15 protein-coding genes and 1 pseudogene are annotated in these 16,882 nt (G+C 50.3%); 11 read left to right on the top strand and 5 right to left on the bottom strand.

The window, feature by feature from the left end:
* Positions 1-2 precede the first annotated feature (2 nt).
* Together Q1B27_RS21060 and Q1B27_RS21055 are read left to right on the top strand one after the other, a co-directional pair.
* Positions 3-1,427, top strand: a complete 1,425-nt coding sequence (locus Q1B27_RS21060; protein ID WP_299850809.1) for a TrbI/VirB10 family protein — start codon at positions 3-5, stop codon at positions 1,425-1,427.
* Entirely contained in the window at positions 1,424-2,410 is a 987-nt protein-coding gene (locus tag Q1B27_RS21055; RefSeq protein WP_299850807.1) for an ATPase, T2SS/T4P/T4SS family, read from the top strand. Before Q1B27_RS21060 ends, Q1B27_RS21055 begins: the two co-directional genes overlap by 4 nt.
* Before the next feature lie 317 nt (positions 2,411-2,727).
* On the opposite strand, the gene Q1B27_RS21050 is transcribed toward Q1B27_RS21055, so the two are convergent.
* Together Q1B27_RS21050 and Q1B27_RS21045 are read right to left on the bottom strand one after the other, a co-directional pair.
* Positions 2,728-4,692, bottom strand: coding sequence for an EAL domain-containing protein (locus Q1B27_RS21050; protein WP_299850805.1), 1,965 nt, complete (start codon positions 4,690-4,692; stop codon positions 2,728-2,730).
* A 204-nt stretch (positions 4,693-4,896) separates the two neighbouring features.
* Positions 4,897-6,027 carry a Hint domain-containing protein gene (locus Q1B27_RS21045; protein ID WP_299850803.1) on the bottom strand — a complete coding sequence of 377 codons (1,131 nt, stop codon included), beginning with the start codon at positions 6,025-6,027 and terminating at the stop codon, positions 4,897-4,899.
* A 285-nt stretch (positions 6,028-6,312) separates the two neighbouring features.
* On the opposite strand from Q1B27_RS21045, the pseudogene Q1B27_RS21040 reads away from it, so the two are divergent.
* Positions 6,313-7,011: pseudogene (locus Q1B27_RS21040) on the top strand (IS30 family transposase); the annotation flags it as partial.
* A 304-nt stretch (positions 7,012-7,315) separates the two neighbouring features.
* Here the strand turns inward: Q1B27_RS21040 and Q1B27_RS21035 are convergent.
* Positions 7,316-8,008 (bottom strand): SOS response-associated peptidase, encoded by a 693-nt coding sequence (locus tag Q1B27_RS21035; RefSeq protein WP_299850801.1) that lies wholly within the window; start codon positions 8,006-8,008, stop codon positions 7,316-7,318.
* A 1,331-nt stretch (positions 8,009-9,339) separates the two neighbouring features.
* On the opposite strand from Q1B27_RS21035, the gene Q1B27_RS21030 reads away from it, so the two are divergent.
* The gene (locus Q1B27_RS21030) at positions 9,340-9,852 is read left to right on the top strand and encodes a DUF6653 family protein (protein ID WP_299850799.1); all 513 of its coding nucleotides are present in this window, start codon (positions 9,340-9,342) and stop codon (positions 9,850-9,852) included.
* Between the two features lie 139 nt (positions 9,853-9,991).
* Positions 9,992-10,177, top strand: coding sequence for a hypothetical protein (locus tag Q1B27_RS21025; protein ID WP_299850797.1), 186 nt, complete (start codon positions 9,992-9,994; stop codon positions 10,175-10,177).
* 349 nt (positions 10,178-10,526) lie between these two features.
* On the opposite strand, the gene Q1B27_RS21020 is transcribed toward Q1B27_RS21025, so the two are convergent.
* A complete protein-coding gene (locus tag Q1B27_RS21020; protein ID WP_299850795.1) occupies positions 10,527-10,925 on the bottom strand; it encodes a helix-turn-helix transcriptional regulator in 399 nt (132 codons plus the stop codon).
* A gap of 359 nt (positions 10,926-11,284) precedes the next feature.
* Here Q1B27_RS21020 and Q1B27_RS21015 point away from each other — a divergent pair, with 359 nt between their 5' ends.
* The gene (locus tag Q1B27_RS21015) at positions 11,285-11,518 is read left to right on the top strand and encodes a helix-turn-helix transcriptional regulator (protein ID WP_299850793.1); all 234 of its coding nucleotides are present in this window, start codon (positions 11,285-11,287) and stop codon (positions 11,516-11,518) included.
* Between the two features lie 125 nt (positions 11,519-11,643).
* Here the strand turns inward: Q1B27_RS21015 and Q1B27_RS21010 are convergent, their stop codons facing one another.
* Positions 11,644-12,594 (bottom strand): LysR family transcriptional regulator, encoded by a 951-nt coding sequence (locus Q1B27_RS21010; RefSeq protein ID WP_299850791.1) that lies wholly within the window; start codon positions 12,592-12,594, stop codon positions 11,644-11,646.
* 312 nt (positions 12,595-12,906) lie between these two features.
* Between Q1B27_RS21010 and Q1B27_RS21005 the strand changes: the two genes are divergently transcribed.
* The 5 genes from Q1B27_RS21005 to Q1B27_RS20985 all read left to right on the top strand — a co-directional run bounded on the left by Q1B27_RS21005 (position 12,907) and on the right by Q1B27_RS20985 (position 16,576).
* On the top strand, positions 12,907-13,743 hold the full coding sequence (locus Q1B27_RS21005) for a hypothetical protein (RefSeq protein WP_299850789.1): 837 nt from the start codon (positions 12,907-12,909) through the stop codon (positions 13,741-13,743).
* 69 nt (positions 13,744-13,812) lie between these two features.
* A complete protein-coding gene (locus tag Q1B27_RS21000) occupies positions 13,813-13,995 on the top strand; it encodes a hypothetical protein (RefSeq protein WP_299850787.1) in 183 nt (60 codons plus the stop codon).
* 157 nt (positions 13,996-14,152) lie between these two features.
* Complete coding sequence (locus tag Q1B27_RS20995) at positions 14,153-14,461, top strand: helix-turn-helix transcriptional regulator (RefSeq protein WP_299850785.1); 309 nt, start codon at positions 14,153-14,155, stop codon at positions 14,459-14,461.
* Positions 14,462-14,541: 80 nt separating this feature from the next.
* A complete protein-coding gene (locus Q1B27_RS20990) occupies positions 14,542-15,747 on the top strand; it encodes an NADH:flavin oxidoreductase/NADH oxidase family protein (protein WP_299850783.1) in 1,206 nt (401 codons plus the stop codon).
* 196 nt (positions 15,748-15,943) lie between these two features.
* Complete coding sequence (locus Q1B27_RS20985; RefSeq protein ID WP_299851142.1) at positions 15,944-16,576, top strand: tyrosine-type recombinase/integrase; 633 nt, start codon at positions 15,944-15,946, stop codon at positions 16,574-16,576.
* Positions 16,577-16,882: the final 306 nt, after the last annotated feature.

Here is a 16,882-nt window from a genome sequence, read left to right as displayed (position 1 = left end):
AGATGGCGCAGGATCCCGACCTTCAGGAGCGTCTTGATACCTTTAATGGCGCCAAACGAAAATCCGGTCGCTCGAGGTTTGGGATTACCGCTCTTGCGCTCGCACTTGGATTAGGCGGCGCTAGTGTCGCCTATTTTCTCGCATCTGATTGGCACGGCGACCTTGATGGATTGCAGACTTCCGATGTCGAGCCGTTTCAGAATGACCGCATTCGTACGGGGGGACGACTGGAGTTCCCGGAAGAAGAAACGGGTCAGCGTGTCAACGATGCATTGATCGCTGTGGAAGAGGCGCTTGTGGTGCCCGATCCAACCCCTGCCCCAACTAAACCAAGCGCAGAGGTGGTGGCTGAGCTCGAGCGTCTCCGAAAGGCACTCGCCGACAATCAGGCGGAGCGGAACACCGAGATCCAGGCCGCGGTGACTGAATTGCGAAACGCTTTTAAGGATCAGACCGACGCCCTGGAGGCGACTGTCGCTGAGCGTGATCAGAGCATCGCCCGCCTGGAGCGAGAAACCAAAACCCGGCTGAACTCTCTCCAAAGCCTGTTGGATGCAGAGCGCGCACAAAAAGAAGCCCTTGAATCAGAGCGTGTCAATGACGCGCTGATCCGCGATCAACGGTTACTCGACGAACGCCGCCGACAGGAGGAACAACAACGCCAACGAGAAGCAGAACGGCAAGCTGCGGATTTGCTCACCGCCCAAATCAAATCTCCAGCTATTGTCTATTCTACCCGCAAAACGTCATCTGCATCCGGTAGAGCCAAATCCGGGGCGGGAACGGGCCAAGGCTCTGATCTGCCCCTTGGTGAAAATGAGGCCTATCTTCAGGGTGCAGCCCGGCCACTCGAAGTTGATGAGGCCGCTCGAATGGAAAGCCCGGACCGGACCCTGGCGCAAGGTTCGGTCATTCAGGCGGCTCTTCAGACAGCGATCAACAGCGACCTGCCGGGCAGCGTCGTTGCTGTTGTCGCTGAGCCTGTTCACGCGTTTTCCGGCGATACCATCCTGGTTCCTCGTGGCTCTCGTTTGTTCGGTCAATATCGCTCAGGTATCGAGGTGAACCAAAAACGCATTTTGGTCCTCTGGACGCGTATTCTGACGCCAGATGGAACCTCAATGCAAATCGCCTCTGTCGGCGGTGATCAATTGGGGCGCTCCGGTCTGACCGGCCTTGTCGACACAAAATTCGATGAGCGCTTTGGTGGCGCCGCTCTCATCTCCATCATTGGTGCGGCTCCGGCAATTGCTGCAAACTCGGCCGAAGACGATCTGACGCGTGATGTCCTGGAAGAAGTCGGAAGTGATCTGGAAGATGCCACAAGTTCGGTCATCGCGGATCAGGTTTCGATCTCGCCCACGATCTATGTCGATCAAGGAGCGATGGTCACCGTGCTGGTTGACAGGGACATCGTGGTCTATTGAACGAAGCCGCCCTGCCCGCCTCTTATCTCGAACGTTACCTCGAACCATTCCGGGATCTCATCTTGCGAGAAGACATCCTGGAAATCGCCATTAATCCAGATGGATGTGTCTGGATCGAGAGGCAGGGGAGCGCCGTCATGGAACCGACGGGAGGGTCAATCCAAAAAGCAGCGGCGATAAATCTCGCAACAACGATTGTCGGTAATGCAAAGGCCAAAGTCTCAGAGAAAACACCTCTTGTGTCGGGCAAGATTGAATACCGTGGCCGCCCACTACGTGTTCAAGTTGTTGCCCCTCCAGTTGTAGATCATGGAGCAGCTATTTCCGTGCGATTGTTTGGTCTGAACAATTTGAAAGGTTTCCGACCTGAATACCTGTTCGACAAACCCGTCTCGCTGGTTGACCTCAGAATGAAGAAGCTGAAGCAGGTCGAAGTGCTATCACGTACAAACTTGAATGGCGCATTGAAGCTGCTCATCGAGAACCGTTTGAATATTCTGATAAGTGGTGGGACCTCGACCGGGAAAACCACCTTTGCGCGATACTTACTCGGATATGTTCCGGACTCTGAGCGTCTCATCACGATCGAAGATGCCTTTGAGCTGTTCCCGAAACAACCTAATTCCGTAGCACTTCTGGCTGAACGTTCCTCAAGTTCAAACCGCTCTACAAACGCGCTGCTGCAGGCATCCTTACGCATGCGACCCGATCGGATTATAGTGGGCGAACTTCGAGGGCCAGAGGCACTGACCTATTTGGAAGCCATCAATACCGGCCATGGCGGATCGGTAACAACAATACACGCTGAAACCGCCGAGCTCGCAATAGACCGATTGGCGATCATGGTCCTACAGGCGGGCACACCCCTGACCTTTGCCGAGGTGCAGACCTACATCCGAAAGTCGATAGACGTGATTGTCCAACTGGGTCGCGCCGACGGAACGCGCGGCGTTACCGAGATATTGGTCGTACCGCAAGGTTGACGCCCAAGCAGCCGTTCGTGAATGATGCCGCTAACCACCGCTCTGAGCCCATGGCCGCCATTGTGACTTCTTGCTGCGCGCGCTCGCAGCACGGATTTTTCTGCGGGCGCGTAAATTTTCGTGCCGCCACGCAGCGTAAAGATCGGCCATTCACCGACCGCGCAGCAATTTTCAGACAGCCAATTTACGGGTCGCGGACTTTAAGGCCGTTCGCGACACTGGAAGTAATAATCGATCTCAGCCCAAAGTACCAATTACTGCACTAGGGATAAATGTCCGCTTTGTATTTTGAGTGTGAAATCCGCGACCTTTTGATTTCAGGCCGTCTTACTCTGATCCCACGAAATACTTAGGGTTTCATGCGCGGCCATAGGTTTGCCGAATAAGAAACCTTGATACTGATCGCAATCAAGTGACTTTAGCATGTCGGCGTGTCTTTTTTCTTCGACCCCTTCAATCGTCACTTCCATGCCCATCTTGCGCCCCAGCACTACAATGGTCTCAATGATTTCACGATATCTTTCACCATCAAAATCATACCCTTCGAGAAAGACCTTATCGATTTTGAGCTTGTCAAATGAGTATTTCCACAAATATCCCAAACTTGAATAACCCGTGCCGAAATCATCCATTGCTATCGATACGCCGAGGTGTCTTAAATCAGCTAGCATTTCAGAAATACGCTCTTCATCTTCCATTAGAAGACTTTCCGTGATTTCAAATTCCAGTCGGTGGGCGGGATAGTTCAGCTCAGTCAAGATTGTCGAAATCTGCTCGACTAGATCATCCCTATCAAATTGACGCGCTGACAAGTTTACCGATAGGAACACTCCGCTCGGCCAATTAAGAGCGGTTTTTAACGCGTTTCTCAGAACTTGAAGCCCAATTTCGTGGATCATGCCTGTCTCTTCAGCAACGGGTATGAATTCCGTTGGTGGGATTTTTTCGCCGCTTTCGGATGTCAGCCTCAACAAAGCCTCAAACCCTATGATCGAACCGTCCTTGGGTTCAGTTATCGGCTGAAACACCGTTTCGAACCGATCAGTCGCTAATGCTGACTCCATTGTCGCCTCTATGTCACGACGGCGATTGAGGGCCATGTCGAGTTCCGGAAAGTACTCAACTAAAGAATCTCGTCCGTTTGATTTGGCGTGGTAGAGCGCGAGGTCAGCGCAATGCAGCGCCGTTTGCGGAGTTTCTCCTTGCGGAGATAAGCGGTATCCAATGCTGATGCTAGATTTTATTGTTCGTCCTTTATACTCAAAAGGCTTACGTGCGGCCGATAGCATTCTAATTCCAATGCGTTCCAATTCCTCTCGGTCTATGTTCGGCAGCGCAACGACGAACTCATCACCACCCATGCGCCCGACCAGATCAGTACTCCGCACGGTACCCATCAAGATGGACGCAATATTATGCAAATAGGCATCGCCAAATTCGTGCCCGCTTTCATCGTTGACTGCCTTGAAGTTGTCGATGTCCAGGAACATGACCCCGATATTTTCGGCTGCACGACGCTGGGTGAAACGCATTTTGGCCTCTGCTGACATGGTGTGCCGGTTCAGCGCACCGGTCAGATGATCAAACCGTGACAAGTGGTTGACACGCCGAGCCTTTGCATTGGCTTGTTCACGTTTCAGTACAAATGCGAGCGATGGGATTGAATAGAGCAATGCGCACAGAATTGGTAATAGATAACCCAACCAGTTCAGGAACTGGTGAAAAAGAGCTGCTTTGTCGGATTTATCCATGAACAAATAGATCACACCAATTATTTGCTGATCTGTTCCGTAAGCCGGGACGAGTGCCTCAACAAAAAAGTCAGGCAAGGTCGAATAAGATTGCCTTTTTGTAACGATGACACTCGGTTCGCCGGAGTGGACGACGTTCAGTGCTTCCTGGCTGAAAGCTTGATCTTCGGGACTTTCAAGAACTCCCTCATCTGAACCGAAGTTCAACTGCCCCTGCAGATCAAAGAGCATAAATGAATATACGTTATTATAGTCAATTGCGGCTTGGACGATATTGTTTTGTTCTTGAGTCAGCTTGCCATCGGCCATCATTCTTGCCAGGTCTGGCGATGTTGCGTTGAAATACTTCGCCCACTTACTGGTTTCCTGGATGGCTTCATTCTTAATGGTTGTTGAAATTGCAAAGTCTATCAGCCGGTGAACACCATAGGAAATCACACCTGTCATAACGCAAACAAGTAACACGGATAATGTGACACCGGGAGCAACTGACCGCAGAAAACAGAGGTCTGATAAACGACGATTTTTCATATTCAAATCCACAAGGTTGTGAATCGAAGAACATGTCTCAGAGGCGTTTGGATTCGATTATGCGACGTGTGAAAAGAATTTTCATTTTGACTAAACCACAATTGGTTTGGCGTGTTCTGTTAATCGGCAGCAACATTCTAGTTGCTGCTTCTGGCCGGCGTCGGAGCGCTAGTTTTGCGGGAGATGCACGAAAATGAGACCGAGTTAGTGCAATTCAGTTAGCACCAGGGAATGCTCGTTTCGCATTGTATTCTTTCCAGAATCGTCGTCCTTCTTGGCTCGAACCTCGCAGTGTTTCGTATCGCCTCGGGCCAATACTTCCTGTGCCTGACGCTTCGTTAAACTCGGAAGAGCCATCGGCTGTATTTCATTTTGCCTGACGTGGCGACCCAATGATTGAGATAATTGTCTTCGCTGTGCACTGTTCAGTTTACGGACAATTTGCGATCCCAAAAACAAGGTTTCAGACGCGATGTTATTAGCCATGACCACGCAATGATCATCGCAAACAAAATGATGCCAATGCATCGATTTCTTGCCAACCATATGTCGGATTCCCGGAATTTCGACAAGCGCTTTTGCCGGAACAAAAGTTGGAACAGTGAATATCTCGTCGAGTTGTCCAGGTACGCCCACGACGACACGATGTTGATTTGAAACAATGAGGTCTCGGTCAGGTAATCCGGACGCAAGAGCGTTTTTTGCAATCAAGACGGGTTTCTGGTGTGGCTCAACATCGTCGAGCGGCTGACCTCCAGACCATACCCAACGAACCTGTTGAATTCCACGATCCCGGGTCAACACGTGATCACCGGCTCTCAGGTTTTCGACGAGAATGTAGCCACGGGGAGTTGCAATGCGTGTACCCGGCCCATAGCAGGCAGGAATGGAACCTTGGTTGGTTGTGCTCTGAGAATAGTAACTTGCTCCCCCGTCATCCGATTGCAACGATTCCCCAAAGTTGGCAGTCCCGACCGAGATGCTATTCAATCCAGACGCGGGACCTTCGACGGCTGAAACGGTATTTCCCCAGTGCGAAATGAACTGCAGGACGTTCCCATTGTCGTCGACGAGGGCAATCGCATCATCGGCATAGATTTCACCCTGGCCGGAAAATGAATCGAAACCAGGAGTGGTGTCGTCAATCGCATAGACATCCTGACCCCCAAATGTTCCCAACGTGGTTCCCAACGAGTAGGATTCAACTATCGTCCCATCATACTGGTATAGAACGATGGAATAAGATGAGACATCAGTACCGTTTGGCACTGCTATTTCGATGAATTCCTCATCGGATAACCCCATGTATTGATATTCAGAAATGTATCCTGGCATGGTTGAGTGCCTCCGGGCTTCGTCGCCGGAAGGTGGCCATGTAATCCTTAAAATGTTCTTAGAATGATGTGTGAAAGAATGTCGAATTTAGTTCGAATTGTTTGGGTGCAGCACGGTCCAAAGCGCGAGTCCGGTGCGGAGCAGAAGCACAGCTGGACAATCGTCTGAAGAACGAGTTCAAGCGGCCATCGGTTGAGCGATGACGAATGACGGCAATTCCGGGTGCCCTTGTCTTAGCCCCGTAAAACTGTGCCACTATTTGTGTGTCACAGGAGGGATGATTGATGGCTCAAACGCAGCTTTCCGGGAGAGGCGCAAAAACAGGTGTCGCATGAGACGATATATCGAAGCCTGTATATCCAGGCACGTGGGGTGCTGAAGAAAGAGTTGCTGGATCATCTGCGCGCCAGGCGCACGGTGCGTCGATCACGGCATGCCAGCCTCAAGCGCAACGGTCTGGGACAGGTCAAAGATGCCGTTTCGATCAGCGAACGACCTGCCTGCGTTGAGGATCGCGCCGTTCCTGGACATTGGGAAGGCGACCTGATCGGTGGCTCCAAAAACGGCTATGTCGCCACCCTGGATGAACGCCAATCTCGCTATGTCATGCTGATCAAGGTCGCCAACAAGGACACCAGGAGCGTAATCGCAGGGCAAATCAAACAATCAAAGCGCCTGCCAAAAGAACTCTATAAATCCCTGACCTGGGATCGTGGAAAGGAACTCGCGGACCATCCGCGATTGACGATGGCAACCGATGTTGAGGTCTATTTCTGCGACCCACATTCACAGTGGCAACGCGGTTCCAACGAAAATACCAACCGCCTTCTGCGCCAATATCTACCGCGTGGAACCGACTTATCCGTTCACTCGCAAGCAAAACTCAGCGCTATCGCCAGACAGCTCAATGAGCGGCCCCGCAAAACCTTGCAATATCAAACACCAGCTGAGAAGTTCGCAGAATGTGTTGCGGCGATCAGTTGAAATCACCCGCTAATGCTGACATTGAGAACTAGTTGTATACTCCCCGTTTCGATGTCTGCAATACGCTTTCCCTGACAGCTTGCTGAGCTTCCACCTACGTATCAGCGCGCCCCTTCTCTACCGGGTGAAGCCATGTATTCCACTTCCACGGTAGAGCACCGTTTTGTGATTGGATGTCTCGCGAAATACGTCCGACATCGCGGCCCCCAAATTGGATGGTCCAGTCGCTATCCGGATCGATGGCATATGTGCCAGCTATTCGGGTCCGTCTCCGTGTCCAAGGCATCGGAACTTTTAGCGAACATCAAATGAGCCTGTCAATCGGTTCAACCAGTTCCGGGCCATCATCATCACGGCCAAACTTGTTCACCTCATTAAACTTGAATCTCCCCTCCCAACTAGTGCCCAAAGCATTCTGAGCAGCCGTTGAAGTTGTCTCGCCGCTAACCCAGGAAGCGACTTCATCTGTTGTTAGAAGAACCGGCATCCGGTTGTGGATATGGGCAATCTGCGGGGCAGGCTCCCGCGTCAGAATGGTGCAGGTACGCGTGCCGTCGTTTAGTTTGGAGTGCAGCCCTGCAAAAAATATCAGCGGGGCATTGGTTTCAACCGTGATGTAGTTCGGCCTACGGTCATTCTTCGGGCCTGACCATTCGTAATAGCCAATGGCGGCAATAGCGCAGCGTGCGGATCTCCAGGCGGTTCTGAATGTCGGTTTATTTGCCGCTGTTTCGATCCGCGCATTGAATGTAGTTTGCTTCCATTCCTTCACATTGCCCTTGAACCAGTGCGGTACGAACCACCAGCGGGCCGACGTGGCAATGAGGCTCCCAGCGTCCTCACAGACCATGTGAATGTGCTGGGTGGGCTTAATGTTCCAGCCAGTTTTGGCTTCCGGCGCATCTGCATCAGGCACGAGCGCTCCGTATAGAAAGCGCTCCAAAATGGCGAGCATCTGGGCTTGGGTAAGGTTTCCGCCGACGAGTCTTCCGCACATAAGCAAGGTTGGCCGCAGAGCCGTATTTCAGTCAAGCCCGTTGATGGCGGCAACCTGAGAAAGCGCGCGCACCAACTGCGGGACGTAATGTTCGTTGAGCGGTCGTGTAGCGGAGACGCGAGGAAGTTGCTGACCTTTGCTTCGGATGAAGGCTGCGGAAAGCCTTCCGTACTCGTAAGCCAGTGATTTACGTCCATGAGCGCCAAATTCGGGGGGCTTGCCAAGCCGGAAAGATTCGTACCCTTCGCGCCAAGCACGCGAACGTATCATATCCCGAGCACTAACCCAATTGTTCCGCCGTTGTGTCATATGCCGAACCTCTTGCTGTACAATAACACGAATCCGACGAATTTACCTTCGTAAAACTTAGCCAAGAAGCTTGGTGTAAAGTACGAGCAAACAACTGAGTCGGTTGAGTAAGGACCACACCTAATTTATCGAAATTCCTGAGATACTTGCACCAAGCTCACACGCCAAAAACTGTCGCTCGAAGTAGTAAAGCGAACGGTAAATCAAACCGCTGACTCTTCGTTTATCAGTTAGGCACGTTTTGTTTATCAATTGGCTCTAGCTGTGGGCATTGTGTGAGGGTCGCTAGCTAAACCCACCGCTGCTCCCACCAAGCACCAGTTGCTCTCACACATCCCGCTTTCGCAATGTTTCGGCGAAGTTTAATGCTTAACCAAATCGCGCATGGTCAAGGCCAATTTCGAAAGCCACATCCCTTTATGACCTGTGCATTCTTTTGCATCTGTCAAAGTTGGAAGCCTGTTGCGTTTGCCGCTGACTACCTTCAGCGGCATTATTTCAATTGGTTGAAGGGAATCTGGTGTCGTGGTGTCTTTCGGTATCTTCGGTTTCCGCAGAAATTCAATGTCGTGCTGTACGAAGCTTTAATTCATCTATAAGTTGTTTAAAATTGGTTAATTATCTAAAGCGCGACCCTTGCTTTGGTTCGATCAGCTCTGGGTGAGCCGGTGGCGCGATGCAGGTTGGGGCATACTGGATCATTATCTACGCGCTTGCTGTTGCACCTATGGGCATGGTCTCTGGCCTGCGCGAGGCGAATGTTCTTTTCGCAGCCCTTATCTCGACATTTCTACTGAAAGAGGGCTTTGGTGATTGGCACTTCGTGTCTGCTTGCCTCGTTACGTTTGGTTTAATTGTGAGCCGAAGTCGGATTTAGGCGGCGGAGTATTCTTGAAGGGATTAACGTGATCTCTTTGGGCCCACGCTGTTGTTGTTGGGGTGACCTAGATAAGGGTGTGGAGCTCCATTACATATCGTCTCAATCTACTTTCGCAATTCATTCTAAATTCGGATCTGAACACATGGACGTAGCCCGATTTTCCGAACGGCTTATGGGTATGAAAGACGAGGTTTGGCTCAGGCATGCTAACCCTTGGTCTGTATGGTCCCGTGTATTGACGCCCTTACCATTATTGGCTCTGGCAATCTGGAGTCGTTCGTGGATTGGCAGCGGAGCGTGGGTTGCTGTCGCGGTAGTTCTGGCCTGGGTCTGGATGAATCCTCGCATTTTTTCTCAGCCTAAAACTTTCAACAGTTGGTCGGCTGAAGGCGTGTTGGGTGAACGCGTTTGGCTGCGGCAACGCGACAAGATTGCTGGACATCATAAACGTGTCGCAAACGCACTTGCTATCGGAAGCGGCCTGGGTCTCCTGCCATTCGCCTATGGTCTATGGGCGTACGATTTGGGGTTCACATGTCTCGGTATAGGAGTGATTTCAGTTGGCAAAATGTGGTTTGTGGATCGCATGACATGGGTCTGGCGCGACTTCCAGCGAGATGGCGGTACGTTGGATGATCTAGCACTTTCAGGCTGAACGGGGTGTATTGCGGGATGGGGTGGATGCTTCAGTGAGGAAATAACTTCCTAATTGAGTTTTGACTTACATTATTCCCCTTTGAGTTGTGTTTCGGGCTCGCTATTTGAAATTGAAATTTTCTTGGGGAGTGACTTTAATGACTGACCACAAATGGATGATCGATGTATTGGCAGATTTGGAAATGTATGCCGCGAGCAAAGAATTGAGCTCATTGAAGTGTCTATTAGGCAAAGCGCGCTCAAATGTTGAAACCGAAATCAATGGAAGCGCCATCGCGAAAGAACGAATGCTGGATCTCTCATCTTTTGGAAGAACGCACTGAGTTTCAAAACCTGATTTGATGTTCAGACTAAGCAATAAATATGCGAGAGGACATGATGGTGCGGCCCGAATAGATGTGAGGGCAGCTTACTATTCATCACAATTTGCTCTGCTAGAGAAGGTGCAGTCGCACTCATCAATGAGAATATCAAAAATCAGATTTGTTTGTATTCTTGGAACTCGGAACAGACATGACTGCACCCCAGCCGCAGTAGGCGATAGCTGTGTGTCAGGACTGGGGCGCTTGGGTGATCATTCTACGAATTTCTTAGAGAACGGTGTGGAAAGTAGGTCCGTGAAAGTGTCTCTTACACATGCACTTGAACGCGATGCGAAAATTACAATTTTTTTTAGCGCACGCCGCTATTTTTTTCGGCACTCTGACTTCTGTGCGGCTCCGCTAGTGTCATTGCCAATTCATAAATTGCCCGCCGCTTCCCTTCCGATATTTTGTAGTATCCAGCTAAGAATATTGTGGCCTGATAATCAGCCAAAAAGACTTCTTGCAACGTTTCTTCACCCTCAACGCAAGGTTTAAATCCCTGGAAAAAAGACGCCAATGGAACATTCAAAGCATGTGACATCTCCCAAAGTTTAGACGCGCTGACCCTGTTACTGCCTGTCTCGTACTTTTGTATTTGTTGAAATTTTACACCGACCTTTTCACCGAGTTCTTGTTGCGAAAGCCCAACGACCCAACGCCGATGCCGGATGCGTTTTCCAACATAAATATCAACCTGATTTGCCATTCATTCTCCCCAAGCAAAAGTTCCCCCACCTCTGCTTCAATGCGGGTGGTTATTGCGATCCAGAATGTCGACAATGGCGCTCGCGAAAAGGGGGAATATTCACGCTAAATTGTCATGAATTTGGTGGCGAACTCCCGAGCATTTGCCTCAGATGGCCGCTTTGAGCCCCGGTTGCAGTCGTTCAGCACAATTTTACAAATATCTGCTTTGGACGGCTCAACACACAATGGTCTTGATGCATAGGTTTTCATGGTCGTCTAGATAATAACGCGAATATGTTTTTGTGTTTCTTAATGTTACTGCCTCAACCCGCCAGTCTTTTCTGGCTTGGAGGGCTTACTTCAATTGGAGGCGATCAATTGGAAAGATTGACCAATATTTTTGTTGGCATATGTATTCGCCATCGCCGCTGGCAACTTGGCATAACGCAGGTGGAGCTTGCAGAGAATATTGGTGTCGAGTTCCAGCAGCTTCAAAAATGCGAAACAGGAGGTAGAGGAATCAGCGTTTCAATGCTTCAGGACATATCTCGTGCACTAAGTGTTGATATGTCTTTTTTTGGAAACCTTGAATCAGACCCGGTGCAAGATTGAGCAAAGGCATGTGATTCTGAATCTCCTATTTGCAGGTCAAATATCTTGTTTTACAGGGAAATTTCGGAAATAATCCCTCAGTGAAGCGGTAAAATCTCTTTAATCCAAAGAACTCTTCCGTAATGCTAAACAGCAAGAATACGAGAAACTGACGCGGGATTCTTGACTATGTCAAAATCAGCAGCGGCTTCACGCATTAATGTTCGGAACCACTTATTGCGTTCAGAATTTTGCATTCGTCTATGCCAGACCAGATCATAACGCACCAATGGGAGTGAAATTGGAGGATTTGATACATAGAATCCTTCAAACGCCGTTGTATGTAATCGCTTTGGCAATGTGGCTAACAGGTTTGTACCCCTCATCAAACTTGCGAGGGCGAAGGAATTGGAAGCAGCAAGCGAGACACGTCTTGAAAATCCCGCATAGTCTAATGCGGCATCAACGATGCTCTTGTTGTCCCCACCAAAACTAAGAACGGCATGTCGCGCGGCACAATAGGCCTCAACAGTTAGAGGTGCACTCCTTTGGGAATGGTCGAAGAAACAAACAATCTGGTCTTGGTAAAGGTGCTCAATTGAAAGCTCAACAGGATAAGGTCCGATTGAAACCGAGATTACCAGATCCGCCTTACCCGAACTCAGTGTTTCCAAGGTGTTTGTACGAGGTCCCAACTCGATAAATTGCAAGGGTATTTCCCCTGAAATGTTTCGGATTCTTTCTTTGACAGAAAGCAAGACTGGCAAAAGCTCGGTTACGTTGGTGGCAACGGTAAAATCATTTGTGTCTGTCCTCGGGTTGTAGTTGTTTTGGGTGGACAACCCCTCGATGTCGGTCAATATCTTCTGTATTTTGGGGGCCATCAAAGATGCTGTATCTGTTGGCGCTATTCCTCTGCCGCTTTTGACGAACAATGGATCTCCGATGCATTCTCTGAGTCTGTCTAAGCTATGGCTAACAGCTGACTGACCCGTCTCTAAATTCACCGCCGCTTTGGTTACGGATTGTGTATCATATACAGCTAAAAAGACCCTCAATAGCTTTCCATCCAATGATAACACATCAACTTTCTTCATGTTTTTTTTAAGACCTTCGCATTGATCGATCACAACTTCCGGTTATTATTTCACAAAACCGTGATCAAATAAAAGCTATGCAGAAGAGGTGCTTATGGGGAGTCGCAAGCATAGAGTGCGTTATACCATATAAATTCAACCACTTTTTTGGACGGCCCGAATTGCTCGTTCATCAAGGCGCTTAGACTAACAAATCGCGGGTGGTTGGGGCTGTGAGGTATCATTTACTCTGCCCAGTGTGCAGAATTGCGGGAAGCCAATTCAATTGGCTTCACCTAATGTGGATGGCAAAAACGGAAAGGCTAACCTTGAATGCAAAGAAGGAAAAATTGGGGTGCTGAAGAGGGGATCGTTGAGAAAGCAGACAAAGTCGCAGCTCAACTAGCGGAAGTAGTGAATTGTGACGGGGTCTACATTAGCTTAGCAAACCGCAGCAGGCTATTTTCATTTGGAATGACCGGTGCGCAACAGGACGAATACAGTGGACGATCTCACGAGTTCTCAGACACCCTATGTGGGGTGACTGTAACCAGGAATACTATGCAAGAATTGAACGACGCCCGAACTGTAAACGAGTTGTCGACAATTCCTTATGTCTTGGAGGGATTTATCGTAGGTTATCTCGGACAACCAATCAGAGATGAAAAGTCCAATGCAATAGGGGCTATCTGTGCGGTATCTTCTGAACCTCGGATTTGGTCCGAAGTCGACAAACTCAATTTGCAATTGTGTTGCATGGAAGCTGAACATCTACTCGCGACGGAGTTGCTGCAGTCGGAAATGCGCTTCATGTCTGAAGCACTTGGCGAATATGATAATATTGTTATGGCGCTCACAAAAAATATACAATTGATGACTTCCATTCATGGTGAAAACGGCGAACTGCTTTTCGCGACGAACGCTCTTTTGGAAGAGATAGATGCCTGTGCCCTGGAAGACGCGTTTTGTTGGCATCGAAAAGTTCCAGTTTTGACAGAGCATACTGAGGGTCTAAATTTGCCCTATCAGGCAACTTGGTCAGACAGGACACATGAGATAGTTGTTCGTGGAAGGTCCGAAAAGGTCAAATACTGGCAAGGGATAACCCAGAATACTCCTGGCGAAATCACGTTCGTTTCGTGGATGCCGAGTAGAGGTAAATTGAATTAGATAAATGTAGAATGCTCACGACGCAAGTCGGTGGAATGGCAACAATGCCTGTGGGTTACAGCAGAAAGCATGTTCCACGATCATGGCCCTGCCAACAAATACGGGCTTTATAATTGCTGGATCTATCGCGGTCACGAAAAAGAAGGGTTCGGGGCAACAATGAACCCCGGAGAGATGCCCAGCTATGACTTCTGCTTCAACAGTATGGCGGAACTGGCTGCAGCACATAAGGCCGAGATTACCGGCGCTTAACTTCATTGTAGGATGGCAAAACAGTCATTCGTGGATGGTTTTTACGAGCGGGCACAAAGCGGAAAACCTGACCTTTGAACGTTTTCCATGAACGCCCGCTTTGGAGCGATTTGACGGATGGATTGACAGTAAACAATATATCGAGATATTTCGATTTATGGACATTGAAAGATCAATATCAGCGTTGAACAATCCGGTTCGCCGACAAATTCTGGAATGGCTTAAAGACCGTTCAAACTTTCCTCCTGCACTGCCCGGTCATGAAGACCTTGAGGGCGTTTGTGTTGCCTACATTCAGGAGAAAGCAAAGCTGTCGCAATCCACAATCTCGAACTACATGGGATTGTTGAAACAAGCTGGGTTTGTGAACGCAGAGCGCCACGGTCAGTGGACATTCTACCGACGCGACGAAAAGAACATTCAAGCGTTCCTAGCCGCCGTCCAAGACGAGCTTCTCAAATCGTAGGTCGGAATGAGGGAAGTCTATCCTCTCCGAGCTTTGCTCAAGCGAAATGATATATCGAAATATGCCGATGGAGTGATGAAATGAACCAGAACAACCATGATGCGAAAAACTTGTTAACCCATCCGCTTGACCTACCTTGTGGCGCTCGGTTGAAGAACCGATTGATAAAATCGGCGATGTCTGACTCCCTCGGCGATGGTGCTGGAAATCCGACAGATGCACAGATGCGCCTCTATGAACGATGGGCGGAAGGCGGTGCAGCGCTTTCGTTGATCGGCGAGGTGCAGGTGATCCCCGGCTATCCTGAGAAACCCGGTAACCTCGTGCTGGTGCCAGACGCTGATTTGCCCGCACTGCAGGAACTGGCAAAGCGCGGATCAAAAAACGGCGCTCAAATCTGGCCCCAACTTGGTCACGCCGGTGCACTTGCACATGGACCTATCAGCAATCCTAAGGGGCCGTCTCCCCTGAATGTTGAGGGTTTGCAATGTGAAGGCATGTCATTGGATGAAATCCATGAGCTACCCCAATCCTATGCGCGAGCCGCGACCCTCGCACAGGAAGCAAGTTTCGGTGGCGTCCTAATCCACGCCGGTCACGGCTTTCTGTTCAGCCAGTTTCTATCACCTCTGTTCAACCTCCGGAACGATGCCTATGGCGGCGAAGTTGAGGGGCGTTTCCGTATCATCCGCGAGGTGATCGATGCCGTTCGGCAGGCTGTTGGGGCTTCATATCCGGTCGGCATCAGGATCAACTCGACGGACAAGCTCGAAGGGGGCCTCACGACTGTCGATGCGTTGGAGGTGGTGCGACTTCTCGACAAAACATCGGTGGACCTGATCGACATAAGCGGCGGCACCTATTTCCCCGGTGCTGCATCGAGTTCGGATGGCACGGCTTCGTCTGGGCCATACTTTGCTGACTTCGCCAAGCGAGCAAAAGCACTCACCGATATTCCAATCGTTGTAACGGGTGGTTTCGAGACTAGAGATCAGGTTGTGAGGGCTCTGCGGGACGGCGCGGCTGATGCCATCAGTCTTGGCCGTGCGATGATTTTGAATCCATCACTCGCGAATACATGGTTGAGCGATGCTGGTAGCGACCCTGAGTTTCCGATGTTCGACGCACCGTCACGCGGTGGTGTCACCGCTTGGTATTCGATGCGGCTGACAGCACTTGGTAAGGACGAAGAGAGCCGGTTTGATCTAAGCCCAGCAAACGCTTTAGAGGCATACGAGGCGCGGGATGCGGGACGCTGTGAGACCTGGCGCAACCGGTTCAGTTGACCAGGTCTCATCTGGCATTGCTGACATTCGACTCTGCGCAGCAAGTTGGTGGGTAAGGGCTCGTAGCAGCCTAATGCGCTCGCAGAGATGGCCTGTATTAGTTCCTTCTGACACCGGTCATTCAATCCGATGCTATGTTTTTGGCGTCAGCGCGGTGCTGACGTCTGGGTTTGGGGGGAGGATTGGAGGGCATGTTATGCCAAGAGTCCAACTTCCTGCAGTCACCCCTAAGCGCAAAGCCTGGAACAAAGGGCGGATCATCGGACAGAAACGTCCGCTGCTTCCCAAACAGGTCTGGGCGATCCGCGCGCGCCTTGAACTTGCCAGCTATCTCCGCGACCTTGCGCTGTTCAACGTTGCGATTGATAGCAAATTACGCGGTTGTGATCTGGTCAAACTCACCGTCACGGACCTAGTGAAAGAAGATCGCGTCCGAGAACGGGTTTCGGTGATCCAAAGCAAAACCAAAAAGCCGGTGCAGTTCGAACTGACAGAAAACACGCGCGATTCGGTCTTGGTATGGGTTAAGTCGCCTGAGATGTTTGCTTGCCAGTTCATGTTTCCAAGCCGTTTTCACGATCGACCACACATCTCAACGCGACAATACGGTCGGCTCGTCCGTGATTGGGTGACATCGATTGGGTTAGAGCCGAGCGCCTATGGCACTCATTCACTCCGCCGGACCAAGGCTGCGGAAATCTACCGCAAAACGGGCAACCTTCGCGCTGTGCAGCTTTTGCTTGGCCATACGAAGGTCGATAGCACAGTTCGTTACCTTGGTGTTGAACTGGAAGATGCTCTGAGCATCGCAGAGCGGATCGACATCTGACCCATGTTGGCGGACGGCACGCGCCGTTCGCCGATTTAGAACAGACCTACGACTTCGCTGCGGCGAAAGCGAAGTGCGAGCCCCACACCGGAAGTGTTCGACTTTCGCTGCGCGCGCCCGCAGCGTGAAAATTGCGGCATGAGCGAAAAACTCCGTGCCGGTGCGCAGCAGAAGAAACGACCGTTCGTGCTGATCGCAGCATGAATCAGGCGTCGAATTCACACGTCGCGGACAAAACCGCCCTCGAATTCTCAGAATTTAATGGCTGCATTTCAAGCGTTCTGAGAATTCCGGGAGCTTAACTCT

It is taken from the genome of uncultured Roseovarius sp., from assembly GCF_947489715.1.
In the GTDB taxonomy this organism is placed as follows: Bacteria; Pseudomonadota; Alphaproteobacteria; order Rhodobacterales; family Rhodobacteraceae; genus Roseovarius.
Note: the sequence above shows the minus strand (reverse complement) of the source record. Positions and strands in the feature narration are given on the sequence as shown.

Excerpts from the sequence above, each read along its gene's own strand:
- Q1B27_RS21060 (WP_299850809.1), top strand. The coding sequence starts at position 3 with ATGGCGCAGGATCCCGACCTTCAGGAGCGTCTTGATACCTTTAATGGC.
- Q1B27_RS21050 (WP_299850805.1), bottom strand. The coding sequence starts at position 4,692 with ATGAAAAATCGTCGTTTATCAGACCTCTGTTTTCTGCGGTCAGTTGCT.
- Q1B27_RS21045 (WP_299850803.1), bottom strand. The coding sequence starts at position 6,027 with ATGCCAGGATACATTTCTGAATATCAATACATGGGGTTATCCGATGAG.
- Q1B27_RS21035 (WP_299850801.1), bottom strand. The coding sequence starts at position 8,008 with ATGTGCGGAAGACTCGTCGGCGGAAACCTTACCCAAGCCCAGATGCTC.
- Q1B27_RS21030 (WP_299850799.1), top strand. The coding sequence starts at position 9,340 with ATGGACGTAGCCCGATTTTCCGAACGGCTTATGGGTATGAAAGACGAG.
- Q1B27_RS21025 (WP_299850797.1), top strand. The coding sequence starts at position 9,992 with ATGACTGACCACAAATGGATGATCGATGTATTGGCAGATTTGGAAATG.
- Q1B27_RS21020 (WP_299850795.1), bottom strand. The coding sequence starts at position 10,925 with ATGGCAAATCAGGTTGATATTTATGTTGGAAAACGCATCCGGCATCGG.
- Q1B27_RS21010 (WP_299850791.1), bottom strand. The coding sequence starts at position 12,594 with ATGAAGAAAGTTGATGTGTTATCATTGGATGGAAAGCTATTGAGGGTC.
- Q1B27_RS21005 (WP_299850789.1), top strand. The coding sequence starts at position 12,907 with ATGCAAAGAAGGAAAAATTGGGGTGCTGAAGAGGGGATCGTTGAGAAA.
- Q1B27_RS21000 (WP_299850787.1), top strand. The coding sequence starts at position 13,813 with ATGTTCCACGATCATGGCCCTGCCAACAAATACGGGCTTTATAATTGC.
- Q1B27_RS20995 (WP_299850785.1), top strand. The coding sequence starts at position 14,153 with ATGGACATTGAAAGATCAATATCAGCGTTGAACAATCCGGTTCGCCGA.
- Q1B27_RS20990 (WP_299850783.1), top strand. The coding sequence starts at position 14,542 with ATGAACCAGAACAACCATGATGCGAAAAACTTGTTAACCCATCCGCTT.
- Q1B27_RS20985 (WP_299851142.1), top strand. The coding sequence starts at position 15,944 with ATGCCAAGAGTCCAACTTCCTGCAGTCACCCCTAAGCGCAAAGCCTGG.